The organism is Parvimonas micra (assembly GCF_021300775.1).
Lineage (GTDB): Bacteria > Bacillota > Clostridia > Tissierellales > Peptoniphilaceae > Parvimonas.
Genome location: NZ_JAJTJP010000003.1, coordinates 307019 through 333953, shown reverse-complemented (window position 1 = coordinate 333953; position 26935 = coordinate 307019). Strand labels below are relative to the sequence as shown.

Sequence of the window (26935 nt, the reverse complement as noted above, 5' to 3'; positions counted from 1 at the left end):
GTTAATTAGGTTCTTTGCCAAATGTTGGAGTGAGTTGATTTTCAACCCACTCTTTTTATGATTTTTTATAGTTTTATATTACTAATATAATTGGCACAGCATTTATTCGACAAATCTTATTGTGTCTCTTAACAAAGAAATCAAACGTCAAACGAAAAAGAAGGTTCTTTTTCCTAACGAGGAGGCTTTGGAACATTACTTAGTTACTTTGTTTGAAGATTATAATTTCAATTAAAGTCAACGAATCCATAAAGGATTTGACCAATGTTCTGACACACTTGAAAGCTTATTTGATCAACACTCCGTAACTCTACTTGAGTGTTTACACATAATTATTGACAGTATCTTTTCCTTTTGATATAATAAAGCATTAGGAGGTGTTATATGTCTAAACAAAAAATTAATCAATTTGTCGGATCTATTGGAGCTTTTATTGGAATCCTTGTCTTTGTTGCATATATTCCACAAATTATCGCTAACTTACAAGGAGAAAAAGCTCAACCATTTCAACCACTATTCGCAGCAGTTTCTTGTTTAATTTGGGTAACCTATGGTTGGACAAAAGAACCTAAAAAAGACTGGATTCTCATAATTCCTAATGCAGCGGGAGTGATATTAGGCGGTTTAACTTTTATTACTTCTTTATAAAAATTATATAGACAAAACCAGCAACTTCATAAAAATGCTGGTTTTTTCTGCTATTTGCAAGCATTATATTGTTGGTTCTTTGACAAATGTTGAGTGGGTTGATTTTCAACTCACTCTTTTTATTATTCAATAGAAAGTAAAATGAACAAAAATTTCTTTTAAAATATTTGACTAAAAATAATAGTATATAATATCATTTTAAATGATATTAAAAATTGATATATCAAAAAATATATTGGAGGATTATATGAAGAAAAAATTTCAGCAGTTGTTTTAAGTCTTTCTATGTGTTTAATTCCTATCAGTCAGATGCGAGTTTTAAATGCGAAAAATGTATAATCTTTGCAATTTGATTACACTACAAAAGCAAAAAATTACAAAAAATAAATTTTGGTAAACTCTAATTTTATGATAAAATATTTATATTAAATGAAATTTTAAAAATGGAGGAATTTATGGTAATTAGAAAATTAATATATACAGATGCTAAAGAATTTTATGGTTGTTTAAAAATTATTGACAGCGAAACTAATTTTATGATGTTTGAACCTGACGAAAGAGTTTGGAATGAGGAAAGGATATCAAAAAATTTAAAAGATGAAAACAATCTAGTTTTAGGTGTTATAGATGATGAAAAAATAGTAGGATTTTTAACTGCCCAAAGAGGAGTTTTTAGAAGAATAAGACATACTGCTTATATAGTAATTGGAATCCAAAAAAATTACTGTAATAGAAAGCTAGGAACGAAATTATTTCAAATGCTGGATGATTGGGCATTACAAAATAAAATTGTAAGATTAGAATTGACAGTAGTATGTGAAAATAAGAGCGCTCTAAGACTTTATGAAAAAAGTGGATTTTCTATTGAAGGAACAAAGAAAAAAACAATGTATGTAGATGGGAAATATGTTGACGAATATATGATGTCAAAATTATTTTAATGGAGATATTATGAAAATAGGTTTAGTTTCTTACGAATTTAAAAATGGAAAAATTGAATATAATATTGAAAAAATAGAAAATGCAATTATTTCTGCTAATGAAAAAGCAGATTTACTTTGTTTTGGAGAAACTTTTTTACAAGGCTTCGACTCTCTTTCTTGGAATTATGAAATAGACAAGGACATTGCAATTACACAGGATTCTGTAGTAATGGAAAAATTAAAAAATCTTAGTGAAAAACATAAAATTGATCTAGGTATTGGTTATATTGAAAGAGAAAAAGAAAAGATTTTTTCTTCTTTTGTAGTGATTGAAAAAGGGAAAATAATTCATAATTATAGAAGAATTACAAAAAATTGGAAAGAATATTCAATTACAGATGAACATTATTGTGAAGGAGATATTTCAGATACATTTATTTACAAAAACAGAGAATTTAAAATAGCACTATGTGGCGATATGTGGATTTGCCCTGAAAAGTTTGAAACAAATGGAATTTTACTTTGGCCTGTTTATTGTAATTTTACAAAGGATGAATGGGAAAATACTGAACAATATGATTATGCTAATCAATCCAAATTAGCATCGGAAAATGTACTTTTAGTAAATTCAGTAACAAAAGACGAGCCGATAAGCGTTGGTGGGGCATATTATTTTAAAAATGGAAAAATCGAAAAGAGTTTAGAATTAAATAAAGAAGATATTTTATTTGTTGAAATTTTTTAAATGTTAAAACAGCAATTCAAATTGATTTGCTGTTTTTCTTTATTAAAATTAAATTTACAACTCATTTATTTATAACTTCAAATATGGTATAATATTAGTAACTTTATGCATTTGTAAAAAGGTTATATTGTTTATTAAAAACAGTATTATTTGTAAGATAATTAATGAATAGAAATTCATTTAAAGATATAGTAGAAATAGAGGTTTAGTATGGAAGATAGAAAATTTGTAATATATTATTTTTTAAGTATGGTAATGGTAATATTTCCTATTATAAATTTATTAAGTTTTGTACCAATGGTAATTTTGTATAAAAAATCAAATTTTAGAATATACCTTCTATCAGTTGGAATGTATTCGATTTTTGCTTTAATGATTTTAGGAAGTTTTACCGCATTCATTCCCGTAATTATTTCTTTTATTATGATTAAAGGACTTGATAATGGTGTAGATGGATATAAAATTATGCTTGGAAGTGCGGTTGCTATGGCAATGCTTCTAGTAAGTGATTTTATACTTTTAGAATTAAATGCTAATTCATACGAAACTTTTGTAAAATATTTGGGAGAATTTTTAGAAAATTTTAAATCCTACAAAGAAGTTTTAAATATAGGCAGTGTAGAATCTTTTGTTGAAGCAATGAAGAAAATTTACCCTGCAATTTCATTTGGAATGTCATATGTTTTTTGTGCATTAGGGTATTCATTTTTATCAAAAAAGATTTACAAATTAAATAGAGATTCAGATGATTATGTTGTAGCATATAGTTCTAAATATCTAACATTTATTACAATTATTTCAATAGTGATTTTTATTGCAAGCATCTTTGATTTTGAAGGAAAATATCAAGTTTTTTTGACTATATATAATATAATGATGATGTTTGTTGAAATTATGGTAATTCAAGGCTTTATAAAATTTAATACATTTTTGAAGTCTAGAAATAGTACTTTTTTGTCAAATCTAATTACTTTTATTTCAATATTTTTTACTTTCTTATATTTATTATATTTTATATACGGTATTGTGTGTACTATTAGGAGAGGTGTGAAATGGGAAAGAAAATAATTAAATTTTCAGATTTTTATATTGTATTTTTGTTTATGTTTTTAATTTCGGCATTTGTACTTTATTTTCAATTTGTTTTTGGTTTAATATCTTTTTTACTAACTTTTATTACCTTAATTTTAGTTTTATACTATGTAAAGGCAAAAAATGTAGAATACGAAGAAGATGTAAAGAAGTATAGAGATTCACTTGATAATATTGCAAGTGAAGTGGTGTATAAAATGCCATTTCCTGTTGCTGTGCTTAATAATAAAGGCAGAGTAAAATGGTATAGTCCAGAATTTTCTGAACTTTTTTCAGGAGATGATATTATTGGAATTGATATTAATTCAGAAATTTCAAATTTCGATATTTCAGAAGCCTTAAAATCAGGTTCTGGAAAAGTTAATTGGGTAACTAATAAATTTAATTTTGTAGTTTATTATAATGTTGTAAAAGATAAAGATAATGGCGATGTTAACACTGTTATCTATTTGATAGATAATTTAGAGTTTTCAAAACTTCAAGAAAAATATGAAGATGATACTCTAAATACTATGTTGGTTTATATAGACAATTATGAAGATGTTCGTAGTAGTATAGATGATGATTTTAAAACTATACTACTTGCTGAAATGGATAAAATTATTATAAGTTATTTCGTAAACTATGGTGCGCTTATTAGAAAATATGATACTGGCAAGTATATTGTAATAACGTCAAATTCAATTTTAAAAAAGATTAAAGCTGATAAATTTAGAATTATTGAAAAATTGAAAAAAATAGAAATATCTGGAAATATAGTGCCAACTTTGAGTGTTGGTGTTGGTCTTGGTGGGACTAATCCTTTTGAAAAATATAAAGAAGCTCAAACTGCTCTTGATATGGCATTAGGACGTGGCGGAGCACAAATTGTATTTAAAAACGGAGAAGATTTAGAATTTTATGGTGGAAAGAATAGTAAAGGTGTTGAAAGAAATAAGGTTAAAGCCAGAGTTATTTCTCAAGCCCTTGAAACTATAATTAGAGAAGCTTCAGAAGTTTTTGTAATGGGGCATAAAAATCCTGATATGGACTGTTTTGGTGCAGGACTTGGGGTTATGGCAATCTGTAAAGAGCTAAAAAAAGATTGTTATATGGTTTTAGAAGATGTTCCAGTTACAATAAAAAATGTATATGATAGGATAAGAGTTGGAGAACCTGAATATATAAATAAGATGATTTCTCCTGAGAAAGCTTATGATATTTGTAAAGATACAAGTGTTGTAATTCTAGTTGATAATTCTAGAAAACTTTCAACAGAAGCGCCATATCTATTAGATGTTACTTCAAAAATTGTAGTAATAGATCATCATAGAATAGGTAAAGATTTTGTTGAAAATGCAATGCTTACTTATCTTGAGCCATATGCATCATCTGCTTGTGAGCTTGTAACAGAAATAATATACTATATGTTTGAAAAAGCTCATTTAGATAAATTGATAGCAGAGGCATTAATAGCAGGAATTACAGTTGATACAAAGAATTTCTACTATCAAACAGGAGTAAGAACATTTGAAATGGCTTCATTCTTGAAACGTTTTGGAGCTGATAGTATTGCTATTAAACATCTTTTCAAAGATAATTTCAATACAATTAAGTTAAAATCAAATGTTTTATCTCATGCAATTTCATATAGAAATTATATAGGTATCGGAGTTTTTCCAGAAGAAATTGATGAATCCATGTTAATTGCTGCACAAGCTGCAGATGATTTACTTGGAGTTTTAGATATAGAATGTAGTTTTGTTTTAACAATTGTTTCAGGACAAATCCATATTAGTGGAAGAAGTTTAGGTAAAATCTCAGTACAATTAATATTAGAAAAAATTGGTGGAGGTGGACATTACACTTCTGCTGGTGCAAGACTTGATTGCACAATGGATGAAGCAATTGAAAAATTGAAAAAAGCAATTGATGACTATTTATTGGAGGAAAATATAGATGAAAGTAATTTTAATTAAAGATGTAAAGAGCTTTGGAAAAGCGGGAGAACTTGTTAATGCTAAGACAGGATATGCAAGAAACTTCTTAATTCCAAATGGTTTAGCAAAAGAAGCTACTAAGGAAAATCTTGAAATTTGGGAAAAAGAACAAGCTGAATTAAAGAGAATTGAAGCTGAAAATATAAAAAATGCAAAAGAATTAAAAGATGTTTTAGAAAATTTAGAAGTTGTTATTAAAACTAAAACTGGAAATGGAGATAAACTATTCGGTTCAATAACTTCTCAAGACATTAGTGATGCTTTGAAAAAACAACATAAAATTGAAATTGATAAAAGAAAAATAGAATTAAAGGAAAATATAAAATCACTTTGTACTTTGACAGTGCCAGTAAGAGTTTATCCAGAAATTTTAGCATCTGTTAAGGTTTCTATTGAAAAGGAGTAATTTATGCATGATATTTACGACTTAGAAGCTGAAAAATGCGTCTTGTCGATAATGATTACAGATCAAACTAAAAGAGAATTTGTTTTTGAAAAATTAAAGAGAAAAGATTTCTATTTAGGTTGGCATAAAGATATATTTAGTGCAATCTTGGAATTATCAAGAGAGAATAATAGTGTAGATCCTTTAACAGTAGTAAATAAAATGGAACAAATGGGCTTTGATACTGAATCAAATAATGGTATTGGAGGAGTTGTTGAAATTGTTAATACAGTAGCTTTTTCATCAAATATTGAAAGCTATTGTAAAATTGTTAAGGATAAGTCAGATACTAGAAATTTACTTTTTATAATTGATAATATTAAGAATAGAGCATATAAAAATGAGGACTATGGAGATGTTTTAAAATCTATTGAAGAACAAATTTTTGATTTATCTCAAAATGAAAATAGATCTGGACTGACTCATGTTAAAGATACACTTGAAGAACTTATAAATACACTTGATGAAAGAAGTAAAAACAAAGGTTCATTAACAGGTATTCCTACAGGTTTTAGAGACTTAGATAGGATATTACTCGGAATGCAAAGAAAAGATTTGATTTTACTTGCTGCAAGACCATCTGTAGGGAAAACTGCTTTAGCTGTAAATATTGCCTTAAATGCAGCAAGAAACGATCATAGAGTTGCTATTTTCTCTTTGGAAATGAGTAAAGCTCAATTAGCACAAAGAATGTTGAGTTCTCTTTCGCTTATAAATTTAAAAAATTTGATAAGTGGAGATATAGATGAATGGGAAGATATTTTTCAAGCGAGTTCTATTATAGCTGAAAAATCTATTTATATTGATGATACAGCAGGGATTTCTATAACTGAGCTTAGAAGTAAATGTAGAAGACTTAAAGCTGATGGTGGTCTTGACTTTATAATGATAGACTACTTGCAACTTATGACTTCTGAAGGAAGAAATGAAAATAGACAACAAGAAATTTCAACTATTTCAAGAAATTTAAAGGCTCTAGCAAAAGAGTTGGATGTTCCTATTTTAGCATTAAGTCAGTTATCTCGTGATAGTGAAAAGAGTGGCAGAAAGCCAAGACTAAGTGACCTTAGAGAATCGGGAGCTATCGAACAAGATGCTGACGTTGTAATATTACTTTTCAGAGAAGATTATCAAAATGAAGAAGCTGAAGTGAAAAATCAAATTGAATTGATTATTGCAAAGCATAGAAATGGTGAAACAGGAAGCGTTGAACTAAACTTTATCAAAGAGTGTACAAGATTTATCGACCTTGAAACTAATATAGATAAGGAGCTTTTCAATGGATAATTTTTTAATTGAAGATGATGATATTAAAATTAAAAAATTTGAAAAAAATGATTTAAATAACTTTAAGAATTTCTCTCCATATGATGATATTTTGCTCACAGATTATAATCTTTGTTTTTTGAAAGAGTCTGAAATAAAGAAATGGGAAAAGAAAATTAAGTCAAAAAAGAATAATTATTTTGTAATATTCTTAAATGAAATTATGATTGGATATATTGGAATTAGTAGGATTAGTTTTTTAAATAGCAATTATGAATTGTCTTTGTCTTTAGATGAAAAATACTGTTCTAAAGGATATGGTTTTAAATCACTTAGACTATTTTTAGAATACTATTTTGAAAATTTTGATAAATGTTCTATTTGGCTAAATGTAAATGCTTTTAATCAAAGAGCAATAAAATTATATGAAAAAATTGGATTTGAAAAAATAAGCGAGTTTCTTGGAGATTTTGAAGTTCAAAAAATGCAAAAATTAAAAAGATATGAAGAAACTAAGGAATATTTTGAAGAAAAAAATAATATAATTTATTCCAAAATTTTCACAATGAAATTAGATAGATTAAGATTTTTAGAAAGGTGGGATAGGAGTGGAAATAAGTTTTAAAAAGTCAATAATTCAGCCTGGAGTAACTCCTATTGAGAATATGTTTTTAGATAACTACTTGCCAATCGTAGATGAGATTTCTCTAAAAGTTTATTTATTTTTATATAAAAGACTTTTTGGCTCATATAAGAGTGAATTGACAATGGAATGTATAGCGAAGGAACTTAGATTTTCCGAAGTTCAAGTTATGAATGCGCTTAAATACTGGAAAAACAATGAACTTCTAGATTTTTCTTTAGATGGAAATGGAAAAGTTGAAAGAATTGAATTTGTTAATAATTTTGCTCTTTATGCAGGTGGAATCTATGATAATAATGTAGAAGAAAAAGAAAAAGAAAAGCCGTTGATAGATAATAAGGAATATTATAATAAAATTGAACAGATAACAGGTTTAACTTTAAAGCCTCATGAAATATCAGAAATTATGGCACATATAGAGGAAACTGGCCATGGTATGGACTTAGTTTATAAGGCCTATGAATATGCAAATAGTACTGGTAAAAGTATGTCTGCAAAATATATTATAGGAATTTTAAGAGCTTGGAAGAGAGATAATAATATTTCAACGGTTGAAGATTTACAAAATTATTTTGAAAACAAAGATAAGAACAAAATAAAAAGATATAGCAAAAATACAAAAAAATATATTGAAAAAGAACATATCTTAACAGATGATGAAAAAATAGAAAAACTCAAAAATAACAATTCGGCAACATCAGAATTACTTGATAGGTATTAATTATGAATTTAGATGAATTAGTTTTAAAAAGTCTTGGAAAAAGACCTTTAATTAGAGAGAAAATAAAAGAAAGAAGAAGAGAAGAAGTTTATTCTTCGATTGAAAATATTGAAAATTTAATATTGAATAGAGATAAATTAGCAACCAAAATTATGAGATCTAAGTTATTGAATATTGACTGTTCAGATGATTTAAAAGAATTTAAAAAACTGCAAAATAGTATTGATGAATTACTTTTAAAAAATGGCTTTTCAAAAAATTATCTAAGTAATTATTTTGTTTGCGAAAAATGTAAAGATACAGGATATTTTAATGGGACTGTTTGCAGTTGTATAATGCATGACTTAGTTGAAGATAGAGTTTTAGAAAGTGGTTTTTCAAATAAGAAAAGAGAGCAAAGTTTTGACAATTTTGATTTTTCACTTTTTGAAGGTAATTTTGAACATGCTAATAGACTGGTAAATTCCAGAGAATATGTTGAAAAACTTATAAATTTTTCAAAAGATTATTGTGATGAGTTCAAAAATAAAGACTATGGGCTATTCTTTTTTGGAAAAAGTGGTGCAGGAAAGACATATTTTTCTTCAGCAATGGTAAATTACATGTTGGATAGGGGAAAAAGAGCTTGTTTTATAACCGCAACTGAGTTTTTTGAACTTATGGCAAATTATAGTTATAGTTTTTATAGGGATAAAAAAGAATTACAAGACAGAATTGATTTTGTAAGAAATGTTGATTTTCTAGTGCTTGATGATCTTGGAAATGAAATATCGAATAAAAACAATAACAGTTTTTTAAGCTCACTTTTGGATTATAGAATTGAAAAAGGATTAAATACAGTTATAAGTTCAAATCTTTCAGAATACGACTTAGCTGAATACTATGATTCTAGAGTAGCAAGTAGAATAAGGGGAAATTTCAAGTTCTTTGTTTTTCCACCTTTTGATTTAAGAGAAAAAATTAGCAAAAATATTAAATTATAGGAGGTAGTTATGAAATTTAATTGGGAACAAAAAAATACAGTAAATGTAATAACTGGTGTTTTAATATTTACAATTTCAATACTTTGTTATTTTATATTTTCAAATATGAAATCAATAATTTCATATACTACTAATATAAAATATGTATTGATGCCATTTATTTTAGGGGGATCTATTGCATATATTCTAAACTTTTTTGTAAAGTTTTTCGAAAATTGCTTTTTAAAATTTGAATTTTTCAAAAAAATGAAAAACAAAACTATAAGAACTTTTTCTATGTTAATTACATATTTTATGTTTTTTGCTTTTATAATTTTACTTTTAAGATATATAATTCCACAGTTTTACTCAAATATTCAAATGTTTGTAGAGAGAACTCCTGCTTTTATTGATTTGGGAGTAGAAAATGCTAAGTATATGTTACAAAATGTTGAATTAAGTTCAGAGATAAGAACTTTTATAAGTGGTAAATTAACTGAATTTGCAACATATTCAACAACTATTTTAACACAAATGATTCCTTGGGTTGCAACTTTTGCAACTAGAGTAGTGTCATTGTTTTTAAATATTATTTTAGCTATAATTATATCTGGATATTTACTATATGATAAAGAAAACTTTTCAAGAATTTCTAAGAAGTTTATGATAGCAGTATTTCCGGACAAAGCAAATAAAGTTACTTTTAAAATTGTAAAAAGATTTGACTCTACATTAAGATCATATATATTAGCAAAAGGAATAGGAGCTATAATAGTTGGAGTTATGTTCTATATAATTTTAATGTTTATGAAGATTGATTATGCTCTTCTATTTGCATTCATACTTGGTTTTACAAATCTTATACCGTGGTTTGGATGCTATCTTGGGGCTATTCCAATAGTTGTAGTATTACTTTTCACTTCAACAATTAATACTGTTTTATGGTTTATAGTTGTAGTATTAATAGTTGCAATGTTGGATGCAAATGTAATATCTCCAAGGGTTTCTGGTAAAAGTTTAGGAATAAGCTCGTTTTGGGTTATATTCGCACTTGTACTTGGTGGTAGTTTATTTGGCGTTATTGGATTTTTGCTTTCCGTTCCAGTATTTGTTGTAATTTACACAACACTTAAGGAAAGTATAGAAGATAGACTTGAAAAAAAGGGATATTCCACACAAAACCCAGCTGTAGAGTTTGAAGAGAAAGAGGTTTAATTATGTTAGATATTAAGAGAATTAGAGCAAATAAAGAAGAAGTTATTGAAAGTTTAAATTCAAGATTTGGAAATTATAATCTTGATAAAGTTATTGAACTTGATGAAAAAAGAAGAGAAATAATCTTTGAAGTTGAAAATAAAAAAGCTAGACAAAACGAGGTTTCAAAACAAGTTCCAAAATTAAAAAAAGAAGGAGTAGATGTTTCCGAACTATTTAAAGAAATGAAATTACTTTCTGATGAAATTAAAGAACTTGATGTAAAAGTAAAAGACTTAGATGAAGAAATTAGAAAAGAACTTTTAAGTATTCCAAACACACCAAACAAAGAAATTCCTATTGGAAAAAGTGATGAAGACAATGTAGAAATCAGAAAATTTTTAGAACCTAAAAAATTCGATTTTGAAGTTAAAGCACATTGGGATTTAGGTGTTGATTTAGATATATTAGATTTTGAAAGAGCAGTAAAAATCTCTGGTTCAAGATTTTCAGTTTTTAAAGGCAAGGGAGCAAAACTTGAAAGAGCATTAATAAACTTCATGCTTGATTTACATAGTGAACAAGGCTATGATGAGGTTTCCGTTCCGGTTCTAATTAATAGAAATTCAATGTATGGAACAGGACAATTGCCAAAATTTGAAGAAGATATGTTCTATGTTCCTTCAAAGGATATGTTTTTAGCTCCAACAGCTGAAGTACCTGTTACAAATCTTTTATCAAATGAAATTTTAGAATTTGAAAAAGTTCCAACATATTATACAGCTTTTACTTATTGTTTTAGACAAGAAGCTGGATCAGCTGGTAGAGATACAAGAGGTTTGATACGAAATCACCAATTTGACAAGGTTGAAATGGTTAAATTTGTAAATCCTGAAAATAGTTATGATGAATTAGAAAAACTTACAAATGATGCTGAAGAAATTTTAAAACTTTTAGAAATTCCTTATAGAGTTGTTTGTTTATGTACTGGCGACATTGGTTTTTCAAGTGCAAAGACTTATGATATAGAAGTTTGGATGCCAAGTTATGGAAGATATGTTGAAATTTCTTCTTGTTCAAATTTTGAAGACTTCCAAGCTAGACGTGCTAATATAAGATTTAGAGATGAAGATGGAAAAGTTAAATTTGTTCATACATTGAATGGATCAGGCTTAGCAGTTGGAAGAACTTTTGCAGCTGTTTTAGAAAATTATCAAAGAGAAGACGGAAGTATTGAAATTCCACATGTTTTAAGAAAATATATGGGATTAGATGAAATAAGAAAGTAGGTGGATATTATGAATTTAAGAAAAACGCTACTTAGCTTAGCTTTAATATTTTCGATTTGTTTTGTGGGAACGGCAAAGTCCTATGCAATTTTCGGAATTGAAAAAAAAACAACAGCATCTTTAATTGGAGATGCAAATTCAGGAGCTTTATTTATTGCTGAAAATATAGATGAAGCGCTACCAATAGCAAGTATTTCAAAATTAATGACTTTCTTATTAGTAAAAGAAAAGATTGCTGAAGGTAAATTTAAATTAGAAGATAAAGTTAAAGTATCAGTAACTGCTAGTTCAGAAGAAGGATCCAGTTTGGATTTAAAAGCAGGAGAAGAAATTAGCGTTAAAGATTTACTTGACGGCCTTATGATTGTTTCAGGTAATGATGCTGCGGTTGCACTTGCTGAATTAGTTGGAGAAACTGAAAGTAAATTTGTAACAATGATGAATGATAAAGCAAGTGAACTTGGACTTAAAAATGCAACATTTATAAACGCTTCAGGACTTACAAAAAATGGCCAAGATAATAAAATGTCAACAAGAAATATTTTTACACTTTCAAAAACTATTATAGAAAAATATCCAGAAGTTTTAGAATATGCAAAAACAACTGTTTTAGAACAACCTTCAAGAAATTTTAAAAAAGAGAGTACAATTCCTCTAGTTGGAGAAGTTGAAGGAGTTGACGGTTTAAAAACCGGACATACTGACGAAGCAGGATACTGCTTAGTTTCTACAATGAAAATCAAAAAAGGTGAAAGTGAATTTAGAATTATTTCTGTTCTAATGGGAGCTAAAACTAAAGCAGATAGAGCACAATATATGAAAGATATGCTTAACTATGCGAAACAAAATATAGAAACTAGAAAACTTATAGATATAGAAAAATTTACTAAAAAAGTAGATGTGAAATCTGCAAGTAATGGTTATGTAGAATTAGTACCTAAAGAAGATATTGAAAGAGTTTCAATGAAGGGTATTAACTATACAACTGAAGTAAATGTTGGAGAAGTGAAATTACCTTTGAAAAAAGGTGATAAAGTTGGAGAAATTCTAATTAAAAACTCTAATGAAGTAATAGCTACAGTTGACTTAGTAGCTAAAGAAGACTATTCAAAAGCTGGACTATTAAGTAGAACTGTAAGACTTATCAAAACAATTTTTGAAGTAGTTGAAACAGTTTTACCATAATTTAAATAATGTATTAAAAATCCGATAAATTATCGGATTTTTTTATTGTGAAACAACAAGGTTCCCGGGTACCTAATGTATCTACGATAAATTCAGAGCAAAGACAAAGTATAATTTTTGTCTTCTCATTTTACTAGAATTTAGATAATTCGATAAAGTTTTGTATTGAAAATTCAATGGCTTAAATGGTATAATAATATAAGGAAAATTATTTGCCAAAAAATTCGGAGGATTTATGGAAACAGTTTTAGTAAATATGTGTATGATTTACGATAGAGAAAAAGATAAAATTTTAGTTTTAGATAAAGTAAAAAAACATGGTTGGGAAGGACTTACTTTTGTTGGTGGACATGTTGAAGATGGAGAAGTTCTATATGATTCATGTGTTAGAGAAGTTTTTGAAGAAACTGGATTAAAAGTTAAAAATTTAAAATTAAAGGGAACTGTTACATGGGTCGCTGAGAGTAATGATACAAGAGAACTAGGTTTTTTATATTATACAGAAGATTTTTCAGGAAGTTTAATAGAAGATAATGTTGAGGGAAAACTCTTTTGGATGGGAATTGAAGAGTTTAAAAATGCTGATGGAAAGAGCTATAGCATAGATAAAATTCTTGATTTATATCTAAATGATGAGCATAGTGAATTGATGATTAGATGGAATAAAAATGATGAAATAGAATTGGAAGAATTCTTTTAAAATAATAAAAATAGGAGGAAATTATGAATTTTATAAAAGGTATTATTTATACAATTATTTCTGCTTTTGTTTTCGGTTTTACGCCAATACTTGCAAAGCTTACTTATGACGGAGGGAATAATGCTATTACCTTAACTTTTTTAAGGGCTTTATTGGGATTGCCATTTTTATATGCGGGAATGAGAAAAAACCAAACTCCTATGAAGATAACAAAAAGGGAATTTCTTCATTTTATAGCACTTTCCTTTTTAGGAATTGGAATTACAACAACAGCACTTTATGCATCATATAATTATATTTCTGTTGGAATGGCAACTACTATTCATTTTATCTATCCTTGTGTAGTTTATTTTATTTGTATCTTATTTTTTAAAGAAAAAGTTACTTTAAAAAAAATGGCTGCTCTTGTTTTTTCAATGATAGGTATTGTAATGTTAGTTGATGAAGTTACAGGAGGAAGTGCTTTAGGTATATTTTTAGCAGCATTATCAGGTGTAACTTACAGTTTATTCCTAGTATATTTAGATAAAAGTGGATTTAAACATATGGATCCATTCAAATGTACTCTCTATATAAGTTTATTCAACATAGTTGGTCTTTATGCATTAGGAAAAGCAATGGGACAACTTACTTTTGCACTAACACCAATGGCTTGGATACTTACAATTTTAATATCATTTTTAACTTCAATTTTTGGTAATGCATTTTTACAACTTGGAGTTAAATACTGTGGAGCAACAACGGCTTCAATATTATGTACATTTGAGCCAATTACAAGTGTAATTTTGGGTATAATGTTTCTTAACGAATCTATGACAATTTTTAAAGTTATAGGTTGTGGTTTAATAATATTGGCAGTATTATTATTGTCAATAAATAGTGATGGTAGAAGGAGAAAAAAATAATGAGCGCATTTTTAGCACCAATACATTTTTGGATGTATGATAAAATTTTAATCGCACAAGAATTAACTTTTAAATTAGAAGAAAAGTTTCTAAATAAAGAAGAAAGGGAAGAAGTTGAAGGTCTATTTCCAGGCTTATATTCTAAAGATTTAGAAGAAGTAATAGACCAAAGTAATATTCATGGCTGGTTACATACAGCTGTTTCAAATGTTGAAATAAGATTTGCATATATTGTAAAAACACTTTTAGATAGAGGTATTTCACTTGAAGAAATAAAAAAAGTTGCTTTTGAATATGGAAAATCTTTCCCAGAACAAGAAGTTTCATCTTTAAAAGATGCTTATGAATTATTAATGGATATATTACTTGACGGACTTCCATGCGATGTTTCAATAAGTGTTTCTAGAGAAGAAGAAAATGAATTAGAATTTATTCTTTATAATGATATACACAAACAATATTTCAATGAATTCAATTTAGAAGTTTCTTTATATCATGAAATTAGAGAAGCATTTGTTAATGGTATATTTGAAAGATATTCTTTAAAATATAAGAATATTTCAGATAGCAATAAGTTAATCACTAGATAAAATGAAAATTAGAATTGACAGATTTCTTTGCCATATGGGAATTGGCTCGAGAAGTGAAATAAAAAAGTTTTTAAAAACTTGTAGAGTTAAGCTAAATGGAAAGTTTGAAAAAAGTCCAAATACACAGGTTGATATTGATAAAGACGAAATTTTATTTGACGATGAAATAGTAATCTATAAGGAATTTACTTATCTCATGTTGAATAAACCTAAGGACTATATCAGTGCAACATTTGATCCAAAACTTCCTACAGTTTTAGAATTATTAGAATTTCCATACTCTAACATGGAATTATTTCCTGTTGGTAGACTTGATATAGATACAACTGGATTTTTGATTTTAACAAATGATGGTAAATTTTCATACAATGTTACAAATCCTAAGAAAAAAGTAAATAAAAAATATTTAGTTACTTTAAGAGATGATATTTCATCAAATCAAATAGAAAGTCTTGAAAACGGAATATATTTTGAAAAAGAAGATTTTACAACTGAAAATGCAAAGGTTGAAGAAATTTCAAAAAGAGAAATTTACCTTACAATTTCTGAAGGAAAATTCCATCAAGTAAAAAGAATGTTAGAATATGTTGGAAATGAAGTTGTAGAGCTAAAAAGAGTTAGTATTGGAAATCTAAGTTTGGATGAAAAACTTGAACTTGGAGAATATCGAGAAATTACAAATACTGAATTAGAAGAAATTTTTAAATAAAGTTTTGATTATAATCAAAACTTTTTTTATTACAATTTTTGTGATAAAATAATTATAGATATTTATTTTAGGAGTTTTTATGAAAGAAGATTTTAAGAAAAGATTACAAATAGCTTTAAATGAAAGACATATCACTCAATCTGAATTAGCAAGAAAATTGAATATCCATAGAGCTACAATAAATAATTATATAACAGGCAAACACGAACCTGACAGAGATAGAATAGACAAAATTGCAAAATGCTTACAAGTCAATCCTGCTTGGCTATTAGGTTATGATGTTGATATAGAAATAGACAATAATAAAGAAAACTTTGAAACTCCTCAATTTAAAATATTAGCTAGAAATTTTGAAAAGTTAAATGAAAAAGATAAAGATACTATTATTAAAATGATAGCTGTAATGATTGATGAGCCTGATGATAACCATATAAAATAACAATAAATACATTATATTTTTAAATAAAGATATGTTATTAAGTCAGCAAAGACTTATTATAGCTCATGAAATAGGTCATATCATATTAGGTCATCAAAATTTAGATATGTATAGCAAGATGCTAATATGTTTGCAAGACTAATTTTATGTCCACCACAAATAACAAGATATTTACCTAAAAATGTAAATTGTATTTCTAATTTATTTAAAGTTAGTAAACAAATGGCTGAATTAACTTTGCAATATTCTTATTGTGATTTAAAAGGAATGGAATTTATTGAGGATATTTCTTATGAAAAAAATCATATTTAAATTTCAAAAGAAATTAGGAATAAAAACAAATTTTGATTATTAATAAATAAGGTGTCAATTTAAAATTAATTATAGAAAGAAAATTGGGAGGTAAAAAATGAAAAAGAAAATCATAGCATTAATGCTAACAGGTTTGATTTTAGTTGGTTGTGCCAACAAAAAAGAGGAAACAAAAAAAGAACAAACAAAATCAACTGAAAAAGTTGAAAAAACAGAACAAACAAAGAAAGAAGAAAAAAAGGAAAGCACAAAAACTAACACGGAAAAAATAAACACAACAAACGTGAATAAAAATATTTCACTAAAAAACGTTGATATAACTATTACAACTGTATCAAAATATAAATTCACTTTTTTAGATGATACATTTTTACAAACAGTTAAAAAATCAAGTAAAAATGATAGGGAGCTTTCAAAAGCAACATTAAATAACCCTATTGGAAATTTAACAATTAATATAAAAATAAAAAATAAGTCTGATAAAATTGTTAATGTTCCACTTAAATCAATAATTTTACAAAATAATATAAAAGGTTTGATAAATAGTGGAGAAAATATTTTTAATGATTTTCCTGTAAAATTTTTCAACTTGAACCCTAAAGAAGAAAGAACGTTTGATTTAAACTATTTTTTCTCAATGGAAGATATACAAAATATAAAACAACTTGACTTAATGCTTTCATCTGTTTTTCAAGTTGAACCAAATGTGAAAGAATTAGAAGAAATAGGAAATCAACAATTTAATATAGATTAAAATAAAATAATATCTCAACTCAAAAAAATCGGTTTTTGCTTAATTTACAAAAGAGTAGTAAAAATAAAAAGTATATAGAAAAACAAAAAAATAATAAATATAAATTTACAGAAACATTTATAGATTATTTTGGAAAACAAAAAAGTGTCTGTAATATTAGATAAAACTACAAAACAATTACAAAATCAAACCTATACATTTACACACTCACATTTTTATAAATACACACGAAAGTTTGCTTACAGAAAAAATCAATAAGAGTAGAAATTATATCAAGAAGACTATGGCTCAAAAAAACAATTATAACTTATATATACTTAACAGAAAAATTAAAAGAGAAAGAATGTTAGAATATGTTGGAAATGAAGTTATAGAGCTGAAAAGAGTTAGTATTGGAAATCTAAGTTTGGATGAAAAACTTGAACTTGGAGAATATCGAGAAATTACAAATACTGAATTAGAAGAGATTTTTAAATAAAGTTTTGATTATTATCAAAACTTTTTTTATTACAATTTTTGTGATAAAATAATTATAAGATATTTATTTTAGGAGTTTTTATGAAAAATTTAGAAAATATTACTAATAATCAGAGAGATGAGGATTTAAAACTACTTTTTTATAGTGTTTTAGTAGGGATAGTAGCTGGAGGTTTTTCAAGTTTATATCGTTACATAATCCACGGAATAGAAGGAGTTTTAGGAGTAATAATTAATTATAGTAGAGAACATTTATATATTTATCCACTGCTTTTTGTTGCGCTTATTTTTATTTCTTTTTTAGTTTCAAAATTAAAGAAGATGTCAAAGTTTTGTGGAGGATCTGGAATACCTCAAGTTGAGGCAGAAATAAAAGGTTATATCAATCCTAATCCAGAAAAACTTTTATTTGCAAAAATTGTTGGAGGAGGCTTAACTGCTCTATCTGGTTTTTCAGTTGGACGTGAAGGTCCTTCAATTCAAATAGGTGCAATGAGTGGAAAAATAGTTTCAAAAAAATTAAAGAAAAACAAAACAATTGAAAAGTTTTTAATAACTTGTGGAGCGAGTGCAGGACTTGCTGCTGCATTTAATGCACCTGTTGCAGGTATTTTATTTGCAGTTGAAGAAATTCATAGACATATTAGTAAAAAACTTTTAGTAGTTTGTATGGCTTCTACAATTACTGCTGATTTAGTTTCAAAATTACTATATGGAACGGAAACTGTTTTTAATTTTAGTTTAGCTGAAAAATTACCATTGGTAAATTATTGGACTATAATTTTATTTGCAATAGTGCTTTCAATATTAGGAGTTTTCTATATATTTTTAATGGAATTTTTTATGAAAGTTCAAGATAGAATTAAATTAAAACAAGAATTTAAACTTATTCCTTATTTTGTTCTACCTTTATTTATATTAGCTTTTATGCCTAATTTATTAGGTGGTGGCGGTTTCTTGATGAAAGAATTACAAACTGTTGATTTTCCAATTTATATGTTGATTTTATTTTTTATAGTAAAATTACTATTTTCAATAATTTGTTTTAGTTCAGGGGTTCCTGGTGGAATTTTCTTTCCAATACTTGTTTTAGGAGCAACAATTGGAACAATTTTTGGGAAAATTATAGATCCTATTTATATAAATAGCTTTATAATTCTTGGAATGGCAGGATATTTAACAGCTATTGTTAGAGCGCCTATAACTTCAATAATTCTAATTTTTGAAATGACAGGAAATCTTTCATATCTATTGCCACTTTCAATTGTTTGTCTAATTACTTATACAATACCAAATTATTTAAAATCTCTACCTATTTACGAATATTTACTAGAGAGATTAATGGAAAAAGAACATATTTCTACTTCAAAATGTAGAGAAAAAATGACTATGAGTATTGTTGTCGAGCTTGGAAGTGAAATTGAAAATAAAAAAATTAAAGAAGTGAATTTCCCAGATGGAATGTTAATTACAAATATCGACAGAGGTGTTGAAGAAATAATTCCAAATGGTGAAACTGTAATAATAAATGGTGATGTAATAAAGATTCTTGTAAATGAAAATAAATTGTTTGAAACATTTACAGAATTACAAAAGATTTGCCAAAATAATTGAGATTAGACGAAAGTCTAATCTTTTTTGTAAAAATGTTATACTGTAAAACTTGTAAAATGGAGATTTTTGGTTTATACTATCTTGTGAAGATTTAATAAGGAGTTTTGTATATGAAAAAGGCAATGCAAATGTCCGAATCGATTGAACTTGCAATATTTTTAGCATTAAGTGGTGGACTTATGGATGCATATTCATATCTCTTAAGAGGGCAGGTTTTTGCAAATGCTCAAACTGGAAATATGTTATTACTTGGAGTTCACGCTTCTCAAGGAAATTGGGCAATGTGTTTGAAATATGTTTTTCCGATTTCTTTTTTTGCTTTAGGAATTTTTTTATCGGATTTATTTAGAAAAAAAGATAATTTTAAATTACATTGGCGACAAAATGCCGTTATTTTTGAGATATTTTTACTTATTTGTGTGGCTTTTATTCCTAAAAATATGAATGAAACAGCAAATGCAATGACATCTTTCGCTTGTGGAATACAAGTTCAAAGTTTTAAAAAAGTATGTGGAATAGATTTTTCTACAACAATGTGTATCGGAAATTTAAGAGGTGGAACTCATAATTTGGCAGAGTATTTTTACACAAAAAATAAAAAGTTTTTAGAATATAGTTTAATGTACTTTGGAATTATATTATGTTTTATTATTGGGGCTATTATAGGAAGTAAATTTAGCAATATTTTAGGATTAAAAACTATTTTGTTAAGTGCTTTTTTGCTTATTATTTGTGTATTTATTATGTTTATAGATAGAGAAAAAAAGGAGAGATATTTTGTTTAATATAGTTTTATTAGAACCAGAAATCCCTTTCAATACTGGAGCTATTGGAAGAACTTGTGTAGCAACAGACACTAAACTACATTTAATTAAGCCATTAGGTTTTTCACTTGATGATAAAATGGTAAAGAGATCAGGACTTGACTATTGGGATAAATTAAAACTTTTTGTCTATGAAAATATTGAAGATTTCTACGAAAAAAATCCGAATGCAAATATTTATTTTGCAACCACAAAGGCGAAAAAAACTTACGATGAGGTAGATTATTCACCAAATGACTATATAATGTTTGGAAAAGAGAGTAAAGGAATTCCAGAAGAAATTTTAGTTAAAAACGAAGAACATTGTGTAAGAATTCCTATGTGGGGAGAAATTCGTTCACTTAATCTTTCGAATTCAGCTTCAATAATATTATATGAAGCATTAAGACAACAAGATTTTTCAGAACTTGAAAAGTTTGGAGAATTACATAGATTACATTGGAGTGAATAATGGACGAGGAATTATATGAATTATTAAAACAAAAAAGAAAAGTAGAAGCTATAAAGTATATTGGAAACAAATACGAAATGGATTACAAAACTTCAAAAGATACAGTAGATAGACTGATTGAAAAGCTTGATTACTTTGAAGGAGAACTTATGAATAACAATACAAATATAAATAATGATTTTAGCACATCAGAAATATCTGATGATGATTTATATCTTTTAATAAAAGAAAATAGAAAAATAGAAGCTGTAAAGTACATTAGAGATAAATATAATTTTGACTTAAAGACATCAAAAAATATAGTTGATAGTCTAGATGTTGAATCTCCAATGATGTTTACAGAAAAAAATATTATTTCTGCGTCAAAAACGAATTTTTCTAAATATGGAAGTGGCTATAGTACCGAAAGTTATTCTTATGAAATGATTGATGGAAAACAACATTACTATGCATATAAAGACGGAGAAAAAAGAGAAGTAAGTAGAACGGCAATTCCTAGTGAAATACTGAAATATTTTGAAAAAGCTGGAGAAAAAGCTTCGGATGAATATGAAGATAAAGAATCCAGAACAAAAAATTTCTTTTGGGGAATTGTATTAGTAGCATTAATAGTAGGAATATATTTTTACTTTAATTAAAATTTGACATTTTAAAGAAATCGGATTTTTGACTTGGGATAAGTTAAAACTAAAATAATTCATACGAACTAGAAAAATTGAAATCTACATATTATATTGGAGTAAGCAATGGACGAAGAATTATATGATTTATTAAAACAGAAAAGAAAAGAAGAAACTGTAAAGTATGTTAAAAATAAATATGATATGGATTTTAAAGACGCAAAAGAAACAGTTGATAAGATGACAAAAACATTGGAATTTTTTGAAGGAAAAAACCGTGGTTTATCAAAAGAAGATTTTTCCTATATGTTTAAAAATTCAATAATATCAAGGATATATGATAATGATTTATATGCACTGATAAGAGAAAATAGAAAAATTGAAGCTGTAAAATATGTAAAAGATAAATATAATTTTGATTTAGAAACGGCAAAAACTATGGTTGATAATTTAGAACCGATGATGTTTACAGAAAAAAGTATTATTCCCACATCAAATTCTAATTCATCTAATTTTGAAAGTGGTTATAGTATTGGAAACTATTCCTATAAAATGATTGATGGAGAACAACTTTACTATACTTATAAAGACGGAGAAAAAAAAGAGGTAAATAGGGTTTCAATTCCTAAAGATATACTTAAAGATTTTGAAAAATCTGCAGATGAATATGAAGATAAAAGAATAAAAAGAAAAAATATTCTTTTGGGAATACTTTTAGTAATTATAATAGCAGGAATACTTATTTACTTTAATTAAAATTTGACACTTTAATTTGTTTGTGTTAAAATTTAAGTGATGTAGGGATATATCAAAATTAAATTAAAAATTCAGGAGGAAGGAATGTTAATAAGATAACTATTATGAGACAGAAATTTAATAGCTTTTTAGAGCTTAGTTTTTTGTTGCCATTTTAGTTATGCATTCCTTTTTGTGTTCTTTTTAGGACTCCTTTTTGAGTTGCAAAGTGAATGTTAAAATGGCAATAAGTAGGTTGCCATTTTTTTGTGGCTTAATATAGGAGGATATATGCTTAGTATAAAAAAATTATCAATATATTTAGTGAATGATTTAAGAACTGTAATTGAAAATTTCAGCTTTTCTTTAGAAAGTGAAATGAAAGTTTGTATAATTGGAGAAGAGGGAAATGGAAAGTCCAGCATTTTAAAGGCGATAGTTGATGATGAGGGTTTAAAAGAATATGCTGAAATAAGTGGAGAGATAAATAAGAAAAATGAAGTTATTGGATATTTACCTCAGATATTAGAATCAAAGATTTTAGATTTTTCAACAAAGGAATATCTTGAAAACAAAATTAAAGAGGAATTTTTTGACTATAATTTATTTTATAAATTATTAAAAGAGTTAAATTTTGATGAAAATTTAATAAATGAAAAGCAAAGGATAAGTGAATTATCAGGTGGAGAAAGAATTAAATTTATTCTACTTTGCGAACTTATGAAAGAGCCTACTTGTCTTTTATTGGACGAGCCTAGTAATGATTTGGATATAAATTCTATCGAATGGCTTAAGAATTTTATAAATAGTATTGATGTTCCAGTAATTTTCATTTCTCATGATGAGGATTTAATTGAAAATTGTGCAAATGTAATTATTCATATTGAACAGCTTATGAGAAAACAAAAGCCAAAGATTTCAGTTGAAAAGTTGGATTATGAAAATTATGTTGAAAATAGGGGAAATGCTATTGAAAGACAGGAAAAAAACGCTAAAAAGCAAAAAGAAGAATTTGATAAGAAAGTAAAAAAATATCAAAGAGTTTATGAAAGAGTGCAACATGAGATAAGGAGTACAAAAGATGATCACGCTGGAAAAAACCTTAAAGATAAAATGCATTCTGTAAAGTCAATTGGTAGAAGGATCGAAAAAGAAAAAGAGAATTTACTTGATTTTCCTGATTATGAAGAATCCATTTTTGTAAAATTTGATGACGCTGTTATTTATTCTTCAAAAAAGGAAATTTTGGATTTGAATTTAGAAAAACTAATTATTGGCTCTAAAGTTTTAAGCGAAAATATAGAATTAAAGGTATTTGGTGCAGATAAAATCTGTATAATCGGAGAAAATGGAATAGGAAAAACAACTCTTTTAAAGAAAATTTTGGAAAATATAAAGAAAAATGTAAAGATTGCATATATGCCACAAAATTATGATGACAAGATGAATGTTGATATGAGTATTATAGATTATTTGAGTAAGACTTATGAAAAGGAAGAAACTACAAAGATTAGAACGTTTTTGGGTTCAATGAAGTTTACTGCTAATGAGATGTTTCATAATTTAAAATCACTTTCCGGAGGACAAAAGGCGAAAATTTACTTTTTAAAAATGATTTTAGAAAATCCTGAAGTTTTAATTTTAGATGAGCCTACAAGGAATTTATCTCCTTTTTCGTCAATAGAAATAAGAAAATTATTAAAATCATATAAAGGAGCAATAATTTCAGTTTCTCACGATAAAAAATATATTAATGAGGTTTGTGATAAGGTATATAAACTTAACAAAAACGGATTGGAACTTGTAATTTAAAATTGAATGTATTGTTGCTTAAATTTTGACTTCTTTTTGTAGTTGTGATAAAATAAGTAAAAGTAAATTTAGATTTTTTAAATTAAAAAAAACGGAGGGTATTATGAAAAATTTAAAACAATTTCTTATTTGTAGTTTAGCTTTATTAGCATTTGCCGGTTGTTCAAAATCAAAAGAAAAACCTGCTGAAACATCTAAAAAACAAGAAGAAACAAAGAAAGATGATAACAAGGGTAAAGAAAGTGATAATTCTAATAATGCTGCTAAAGTTCAAAAAGAAGGCTCAACATTTGAGAAAAATGAAAAAGAATGGCCTTTTAATCAAACAGAAACATCTGTTGTTAGAATAGGTTATCATGGCAATATTGCAGGAAATGTTATACCTGGAGATTTTGTAGCAACTGTAGAAATTGAACTACCTAATGACACTTATACTAATAATAGATTTATTGTACAAAATACAAGTGAAGCTAAAACAGTTAGACAACAAATTGATCCAAGTAAAGATAAAAATACTTATCTTCTAATTAAAGATGTTGCACCTTTAATTAAAGAAAATGAATATATATTTTCTAGCCCAGGCGGTGGCGGAGAAGGATATTTTGATATAGGAAATAAAGAGGCTAATGCTCATATTACTCACGGTATTTCAATTCACAGAACAAAAGATAAAAGTGCCTATGATTATCATCTTGGAAAAGCTCAAGAAATTCAAAAACAATTCGAAGAACATGTTACAATTCCTATTGTAGATAGTGGAGAACATAGAGCTTCAATATCATATACATCTTTTGACAAAAAAAATCCAAAAGAAAAACCGGATACTGAATTTAGGTTGACTTACGAAATTAGTGATAAAGCAGTTTTAGAAATAAATTTTGATTATAGTGTTAAGTCTACTGGTCCATTTGCAAAATCAGGAAAAACTAGACATTTAACTGAACAAGATATGATTGAAATAGCAAAACAAGCTATTAAGACATTCAAATCTTCATCAACAATTGAACTTCCTAAAAAATAATTTTAGAATGGCAATTTAATGATTGCCATTTTTTTATGTCTAAATTTTGACTACTTTTAGTATTTATGGTAAAATAAAAGTTGATAAATTAGGATTTTAACATAAACTTAGGAGGATATATGGATAAAATTTTCGACATATTGGAAGGTATTTTTTCCGTTGAAACATTTGGAAATTTAAAGCTATATGATTTAATGGCTATTATTTTTAAATATATTTTTGTTATTATTATCTATTATTTTATTTATAATATAATTAAAATGATATACTTTGATATTAGCACAACAAGTGAAATGAGTGAAGTTTCAAATACTTATTTGAAACTTATTAACAGAAAAGAGAGTCTACCTTTTAAGGTTCATGAACATTATTATATAAATGACGAAACTACATTAGGTCGTGGAGATTCTAATGATATTGTTATTAATGATAAATTCATTTCTAAAAATCATATGAGAATTATAAAGGATGACGGAATTTATTATATTGAAGACTTAGGTTCTGCTAATGGAACTCTATTAAATGGAGAACCTATTACAGAGGCTATTGAACTTAAAGATAAAGATTTAATTGACGTAGGTCGAATTGAATTCTTATTTGTAAATGAGGAAGTTGATGATGATTAGTAAAATTTTAAAGTCAAGATTTAGAACTTTAAGCGTAAATTCCTATGTTAGCACAAAGAGTATTCAAGGTCTTTTGCTATTCTTTCAAATATTAGGCTTATTTCTAATTATGGCTAGAGATTTTGCGAATTTTGATAGAAAAAAGTTAATTTTTATGATTGCCTTAATCAGCTTTGTATATATTTCAGGGAAATTAGTTCAAAAGTTTACAAGGGGCGATTACTATATAATGCTTATTGCAAATATGCTTTTTTCTATTGGGATTTTAGAAATTTATAGACTTAATGACAAGTTAGCATTTAGACAAATTATTTGGTTTTGTATAGGGATTATAGCTTTTTGGCTAATATATTTAGTTTTAAAATATATAAAAATATGGAGCAAAATGTATTATTTTTATGCAGCAATATCTTATCTACTATTTATTGCAACTTTTCTATTTGGTAAAAGAATTAATGGTGCAAAAAACTGGATAAGATTAGGTTCAAATTTTGCTTTCCAACCATCTGAGCTTATTAAGATTGCTTTTGTTTTTCTTATTGCATCTTACTATAAAAATAGAGATAAATTTGAAAAAGATATTTTTAAAAAATATAGTTTACATTTCTTTTTCTATACTTTTTTAGGTTTTCTATTTTTACAAAAAGATTTAGGAACAGTACTTGTTTTCTCGGGTGTATTTATGTTTGCACAATATATGTATGAACCTCATAGAAAATATATGTTTATTAATCTTTTGGTTCTTTCATGTGGAGCTGTTTTAGGATATATTTTGTTTACTCACGTTAAAGTCAGAGTTAAAATTTGGTTAGATCCATTTAAGTATGCTGATGGAATGGGTTATCAAATAATTCAAGGCTTCTATGCAATAGCAAGTGGTGGATTTTTCGGCAAAGGACTAGGACTTGGAAGACCTGATTATATTCCTTTTGCAGAAAGTGACTATATATTTGCAAGCATTTGTGAAGAAATGGGAATTTTAATGGGAATGGGCGTAGTTATGTTGTTCTTAATTCTAACATATAGAGGAATAAAAACATCTATGGAACAACATAACAGACTCTATAAATATGTAGCTTTTTGCCTATCATTAATTTTCGCTTTCCAATCATTGATAATGTTTGGAGGAATTTTAAAACTTATTCCACTTACAGGAATTACAATTCCTTTTGTAAGTTATGGGGGTTCTTCTATTCTTTCAAGTTTCATTGCTTTGGGAATTTTACAGTATGCCTCTGAAGAAAATATTTAGGA

At 26.7% G+C, this 26935-nt stretch carries 31 protein-coding genes and 1 pseudogene; all 32 read left to right on the top strand.

Features of this window, described 5'->3' with window-relative positions; translation table 11 throughout:
* Positions 1-91: 91 nt before the first annotated feature.
* Positions 92-295 (top strand): annotated as a pseudogene (locus tag LW893_RS06865) (transposase); the annotation flags it as partial.
* A gap of 89 nt (positions 296-384) precedes the next feature.
* The gene (locus LW893_RS06860; RefSeq protein WP_233056536.1) at positions 385-648 is read left to right on the top strand and encodes an SWEET family sugar transporter; all 264 of its coding nucleotides are present in this window, start codon (positions 385-387) and stop codon (positions 646-648) included.
* 455 nt (positions 649-1103) lie between these two features.
* Complete coding sequence (locus LW893_RS06855; RefSeq protein WP_233056535.1) at positions 1104-1589, top strand: GNAT family N-acetyltransferase; 486 nt, start codon at positions 1104-1106, stop codon at positions 1587-1589.
* 10 nt (positions 1590-1599) lie between these two features.
* Positions 1600-2316: a carbon-nitrogen hydrolase family protein gene (locus tag LW893_RS06850; RefSeq protein ID WP_233056534.1), complete on the top strand. Its 717-nt coding sequence runs from the start codon at positions 1600-1602 to the stop codon at positions 2314-2316.
* Between the two features lie 210 nt (positions 2317-2526).
* Complete coding sequence (locus LW893_RS06845; RefSeq protein ID WP_233056533.1) at positions 2527-3384, top strand: DUF2232 domain-containing protein; 858 nt, start codon at positions 2527-2529, stop codon at positions 3382-3384.
* Positions 3369-5366 carry a DHH family phosphoesterase gene (locus LW893_RS06840; RefSeq protein WP_233056532.1) on the top strand — a complete coding sequence of 666 codons (1998 nt, stop codon included), beginning with the start codon at positions 3369-3371 and terminating at the stop codon, positions 5364-5366. Before LW893_RS06845 ends, LW893_RS06840 begins: the two co-directional genes overlap by 16 nt.
* The gene (rplI, locus tag LW893_RS06835) at positions 5347-5793 is read left to right on the top strand and encodes a 50S ribosomal protein L9 (protein ID WP_233056531.1); all 447 of its coding nucleotides are present in this window, start codon (positions 5347-5349) and stop codon (positions 5791-5793) included. Before LW893_RS06840 ends, rplI begins: the two co-directional genes overlap by 20 nt.
* A 3-nt stretch (positions 5794-5796) precedes the next feature.
* Positions 5797-7119 (top strand): replicative DNA helicase, encoded by a 1323-nt coding sequence (gene dnaB, locus LW893_RS06830; protein WP_233056530.1) that lies wholly within the window; start codon positions 5797-5799, stop codon positions 7117-7119.
* Positions 7112-7723, top strand: coding sequence for a GNAT family N-acetyltransferase (locus LW893_RS06825; protein WP_233056529.1), 612 nt, complete (start codon positions 7112-7114; stop codon positions 7721-7723). The genes dnaB and LW893_RS06825 overlap by 8 nt, the downstream gene beginning before the upstream one ends.
* Entirely contained in the window at positions 7707-8462 is a 756-nt protein-coding gene (locus tag LW893_RS06820) for a DnaD domain-containing protein (protein WP_233056528.1), read from the top strand. Before LW893_RS06825 ends, LW893_RS06820 begins: the two co-directional genes overlap by 17 nt.
* A 2-nt stretch (positions 8463-8464) precedes the next feature.
* Positions 8465-9445, top strand: coding sequence for an ATP-binding protein (locus LW893_RS06815; protein ID WP_233056527.1), 981 nt, complete (start codon positions 8465-8467; stop codon positions 9443-9445).
* A 9-nt stretch (positions 9446-9454) separates the two neighbouring features.
* Positions 9455-10639, top strand: coding sequence for an AI-2E family transporter (locus LW893_RS06810; RefSeq protein WP_233056526.1), 1185 nt, complete (start codon positions 9455-9457; stop codon positions 10637-10639).
* A 2-nt stretch (positions 10640-10641) separates the two neighbouring features.
* Positions 10642-11907: a serine--tRNA ligase gene (gene serS / locus LW893_RS06805; protein ID WP_233056525.1), complete on the top strand. Its 1266-nt coding sequence runs from the start codon at positions 10642-10644 to the stop codon at positions 11905-11907.
* A 9-nt stretch (positions 11908-11916) separates the two neighbouring features.
* Positions 11917-13092: a D-alanyl-D-alanine carboxypeptidase family protein gene (locus LW893_RS06800; protein ID WP_233056524.1), complete on the top strand. Its 1176-nt coding sequence runs from the start codon at positions 11917-11919 to the stop codon at positions 13090-13092.
* A 235-nt stretch (positions 13093-13327) separates the two neighbouring features.
* Positions 13328-13792, top strand: a complete 465-nt coding sequence (locus LW893_RS06795; protein ID WP_233056523.1) for an 8-oxo-dGTP diphosphatase — start codon at positions 13328-13330, stop codon at positions 13790-13792.
* A gap of 23 nt (positions 13793-13815) precedes the next feature.
* On the top strand, positions 13816-14697 hold the full coding sequence (locus tag LW893_RS06790; RefSeq protein ID WP_233056522.1) for a DMT family transporter: 882 nt from the start codon (positions 13816-13818) through the stop codon (positions 14695-14697).
* Entirely contained in the window at positions 14697-15287 is a 591-nt protein-coding gene (locus LW893_RS06785) for a hypothetical protein (protein WP_233056521.1), read from the top strand. Before LW893_RS06790 ends, LW893_RS06785 begins: the two co-directional genes overlap by 1 nt.
* Before the next feature lies 1 nt (position 15288).
* Positions 15289-15996: a pseudouridine synthase gene (locus LW893_RS06780; protein ID WP_233056520.1), complete on the top strand. Its 708-nt coding sequence runs from the start codon at positions 15289-15291 to the stop codon at positions 15994-15996.
* A 79-nt stretch (positions 15997-16075) separates the two neighbouring features.
* Positions 16076-16435, top strand: coding sequence for a helix-turn-helix domain-containing protein (locus LW893_RS06775; protein WP_233056519.1), 360 nt, complete (start codon positions 16076-16078; stop codon positions 16433-16435).
* Positions 16436-16445: 10 nt separating this feature from the next.
* Positions 16446-16577 (top strand): ImmA/IrrE family metallo-endopeptidase, encoded by a 132-nt coding sequence (locus LW893_RS07215; RefSeq protein ID WP_420094860.1) that lies wholly within the window; start codon positions 16446-16448, stop codon positions 16575-16577.
* On the top strand, positions 16562-16747 hold the full coding sequence (locus LW893_RS06770; protein ID WP_233056518.1) for a hypothetical protein: 186 nt from the start codon (positions 16562-16564) through the stop codon (positions 16745-16747). Before LW893_RS07215 ends, LW893_RS06770 begins: the two co-directional genes overlap by 16 nt.
* A 97-nt stretch (positions 16748-16844) precedes the next feature.
* Entirely contained in the window at positions 16845-17501 is a 657-nt protein-coding gene (locus tag LW893_RS06765; RefSeq protein WP_233056517.1) for a hypothetical protein, read from the top strand.
* Positions 17502-17844: 343 nt separating this feature from the next.
* Positions 17845-17979, top strand: a complete 135-nt coding sequence (locus LW893_RS07155; RefSeq protein WP_269836911.1) for a hypothetical protein — start codon at positions 17845-17847, stop codon at positions 17977-17979.
* Between the two features lie 80 nt (positions 17980-18059).
* Positions 18060-19592, top strand: a complete 1533-nt coding sequence (locus LW893_RS06760; protein ID WP_233056516.1) for a ClC family H(+)/Cl(-) exchange transporter — start codon at positions 18060-18062, stop codon at positions 19590-19592.
* A 110-nt stretch (positions 19593-19702) separates the two neighbouring features.
* Positions 19703-20377: a YoaK family protein gene (locus LW893_RS06755; RefSeq protein ID WP_233056515.1), complete on the top strand. Its 675-nt coding sequence runs from the start codon at positions 19703-19705 to the stop codon at positions 20375-20377.
* Positions 20370-20867, top strand: a complete 498-nt coding sequence (trmL, locus tag LW893_RS06750; protein ID WP_233056514.1) for a tRNA (uridine(34)/cytosine(34)/5-carboxymethylaminomethyluridine(34)-2'-O)-methyltransferase TrmL — start codon at positions 20370-20372, stop codon at positions 20865-20867. Before LW893_RS06755 ends, trmL begins: the two co-directional genes overlap by 8 nt.
* Positions 20867-21505, top strand: coding sequence for a hypothetical protein (locus LW893_RS06745; protein ID WP_233056513.1), 639 nt, complete (start codon positions 20867-20869; stop codon positions 21503-21505). Before trmL ends, LW893_RS06745 begins: the two co-directional genes overlap by 1 nt.
* 108 nt (positions 21506-21613) lie before the next feature.
* A complete protein-coding gene (locus LW893_RS06740; protein ID WP_233056512.1) occupies positions 21614-22243 on the top strand; it encodes a hypothetical protein in 630 nt (209 codons plus the stop codon).
* A 270-nt stretch (positions 22244-22513) separates the two neighbouring features.
* Positions 22514-24034 (top strand): ATP-binding cassette domain-containing protein, encoded by a 1521-nt coding sequence (locus tag LW893_RS06735; RefSeq protein WP_233056511.1) that lies wholly within the window; start codon positions 22514-22516, stop codon positions 24032-24034.
* A 103-nt stretch (positions 24035-24137) separates the two neighbouring features.
* The gene (locus tag LW893_RS06730) at positions 24138-25055 is read left to right on the top strand and encodes a hypothetical protein (RefSeq protein WP_233056510.1); all 918 of its coding nucleotides are present in this window, start codon (positions 24138-24140) and stop codon (positions 25053-25055) included.
* A gap of 119 nt (positions 25056-25174) precedes the next feature.
* On the top strand, positions 25175-25681 hold the full coding sequence (locus LW893_RS06725) for an FHA domain-containing protein (protein WP_233056509.1): 507 nt from the start codon (positions 25175-25177) through the stop codon (positions 25679-25681).
* Positions 25671-26933, top strand: a complete 1263-nt coding sequence (locus tag LW893_RS06720; RefSeq protein WP_233056508.1) for an FtsW/RodA/SpoVE family cell cycle protein — start codon at positions 25671-25673, stop codon at positions 26931-26933. Before LW893_RS06725 ends, LW893_RS06720 begins: the two co-directional genes overlap by 11 nt.
* Positions 26934-26935: the final 2 nt, after the last annotated feature.

What these genes read in the sequence shown, in the direction of transcription:
- serS (WP_233056525.1), top strand. Translation starts at nt 10,642, where the DNA reads ATGTTAGATATTAAGAGAATTAGAGCAAATAAAGAAGAAGTTATTGAA.
- LW893_RS06790 (WP_233056522.1), top strand. Translation starts at nt 13,816, where the DNA reads ATGAATTTTATAAAAGGTATTATTTATACAATTATTTCTGCTTTTGTT.
- LW893_RS06735 (WP_233056511.1), top strand. Translation starts at nt 22,514, where the DNA reads ATGCTTAGTATAAAAAAATTATCAATATATTTAGTGAATGATTTAAGA.
- LW893_RS06840 (WP_233056532.1), top strand. Translation starts at nt 3,369, where the DNA reads ATGGGAAAGAAAATAATTAAATTTTCAGATTTTTATATTGTATTTTTG.
- LW893_RS06770 (WP_233056518.1), top strand. Translation starts at nt 16,562, where the DNA reads ATGTTTGCAAGACTAATTTTATGTCCACCACAAATAACAAGATATTTA.
- LW893_RS06855 (WP_233056535.1), top strand. Translation starts at nt 1,104, where the DNA reads ATGGTAATTAGAAAATTAATATATACAGATGCTAAAGAATTTTATGGT.
- LW893_RS06755 (WP_233056515.1), top strand. Translation starts at nt 19,703, where the DNA reads ATGAAAAAGGCAATGCAAATGTCCGAATCGATTGAACTTGCAATATTT.
- dnaB (WP_233056530.1), top strand. Translation starts at nt 5,797, where the DNA reads ATGCATGATATTTACGACTTAGAAGCTGAAAAATGCGTCTTGTCGATA.
- LW893_RS06850 (WP_233056534.1), top strand. Translation starts at nt 1,600, where the DNA reads ATGAAAATAGGTTTAGTTTCTTACGAATTTAAAAATGGAAAAATTGAA.
- LW893_RS06730 (WP_233056510.1), top strand. Translation starts at nt 24,138, where the DNA reads ATGAAAAATTTAAAACAATTTCTTATTTGTAGTTTAGCTTTATTAGCA.
- LW893_RS06725 (WP_233056509.1), top strand. Translation starts at nt 25,175, where the DNA reads ATGGATAAAATTTTCGACATATTGGAAGGTATTTTTTCCGTTGAAACA.
- LW893_RS06825 (WP_233056529.1), top strand. Translation starts at nt 7,112, where the DNA reads ATGGATAATTTTTTAATTGAAGATGATGATATTAAAATTAAAAAATTT.
- LW893_RS06800 (WP_233056524.1), top strand. Translation starts at nt 11,917, where the DNA reads ATGAATTTAAGAAAAACGCTACTTAGCTTAGCTTTAATATTTTCGATT.
- LW893_RS06765 (WP_233056517.1), top strand. Translation starts at nt 16,845, where the DNA reads ATGAAAAAGAAAATCATAGCATTAATGCTAACAGGTTTGATTTTAGTT.
- LW893_RS06720 (WP_233056508.1), top strand. Translation starts at nt 25,671, where the DNA reads ATGATGATTAGTAAAATTTTAAAGTCAAGATTTAGAACTTTAAGCGTA.
- LW893_RS06780 (WP_233056520.1), top strand. Translation starts at nt 15,289, where the DNA reads ATGAAAATTAGAATTGACAGATTTCTTTGCCATATGGGAATTGGCTCG.
- LW893_RS06845 (WP_233056533.1), top strand. Translation starts at nt 2,527, where the DNA reads ATGGAAGATAGAAAATTTGTAATATATTATTTTTTAAGTATGGTAATG.
- LW893_RS06745 (WP_233056513.1), top strand. Translation starts at nt 20,867, where the DNA reads ATGGACGAGGAATTATATGAATTATTAAAACAAAAAAGAAAAGTAGAA.
- LW893_RS06860 (WP_233056536.1), top strand. Translation starts at nt 385, where the DNA reads ATGTCTAAACAAAAAATTAATCAATTTGTCGGATCTATTGGAGCTTTT.
- LW893_RS06815 (WP_233056527.1), top strand. Translation starts at nt 8,465, where the DNA reads ATGAATTTAGATGAATTAGTTTTAAAAAGTCTTGGAAAAAGACCTTTA.
- LW893_RS06785 (WP_233056521.1), top strand. Translation starts at nt 14,697, where the DNA reads ATGAGCGCATTTTTAGCACCAATACATTTTTGGATGTATGATAAAATT.
- LW893_RS06795 (WP_233056523.1), top strand. Translation starts at nt 13,328, where the DNA reads ATGGAAACAGTTTTAGTAAATATGTGTATGATTTACGATAGAGAAAAA.
- LW893_RS07155 (WP_269836911.1), top strand. Translation starts at nt 17,845, where the DNA reads ATGTTAGAATATGTTGGAAATGAAGTTATAGAGCTGAAAAGAGTTAGT.
- LW893_RS06775 (WP_233056519.1), top strand. Translation starts at nt 16,076, where the DNA reads ATGAAAGAAGATTTTAAGAAAAGATTACAAATAGCTTTAAATGAAAGA.
- LW893_RS06760 (WP_233056516.1), top strand. Translation starts at nt 18,060, where the DNA reads ATGAAAAATTTAGAAAATATTACTAATAATCAGAGAGATGAGGATTTA.
- LW893_RS06740 (WP_233056512.1), top strand. Translation starts at nt 21,614, where the DNA reads ATGGACGAAGAATTATATGATTTATTAAAACAGAAAAGAAAAGAAGAA.
- rplI (WP_233056531.1), top strand. Translation starts at nt 5,347, where the DNA reads ATGAAAGTAATTTTAATTAAAGATGTAAAGAGCTTTGGAAAAGCGGGA.
- LW893_RS06810 (WP_233056526.1), top strand. Translation starts at nt 9,455, where the DNA reads ATGAAATTTAATTGGGAACAAAAAAATACAGTAAATGTAATAACTGGT.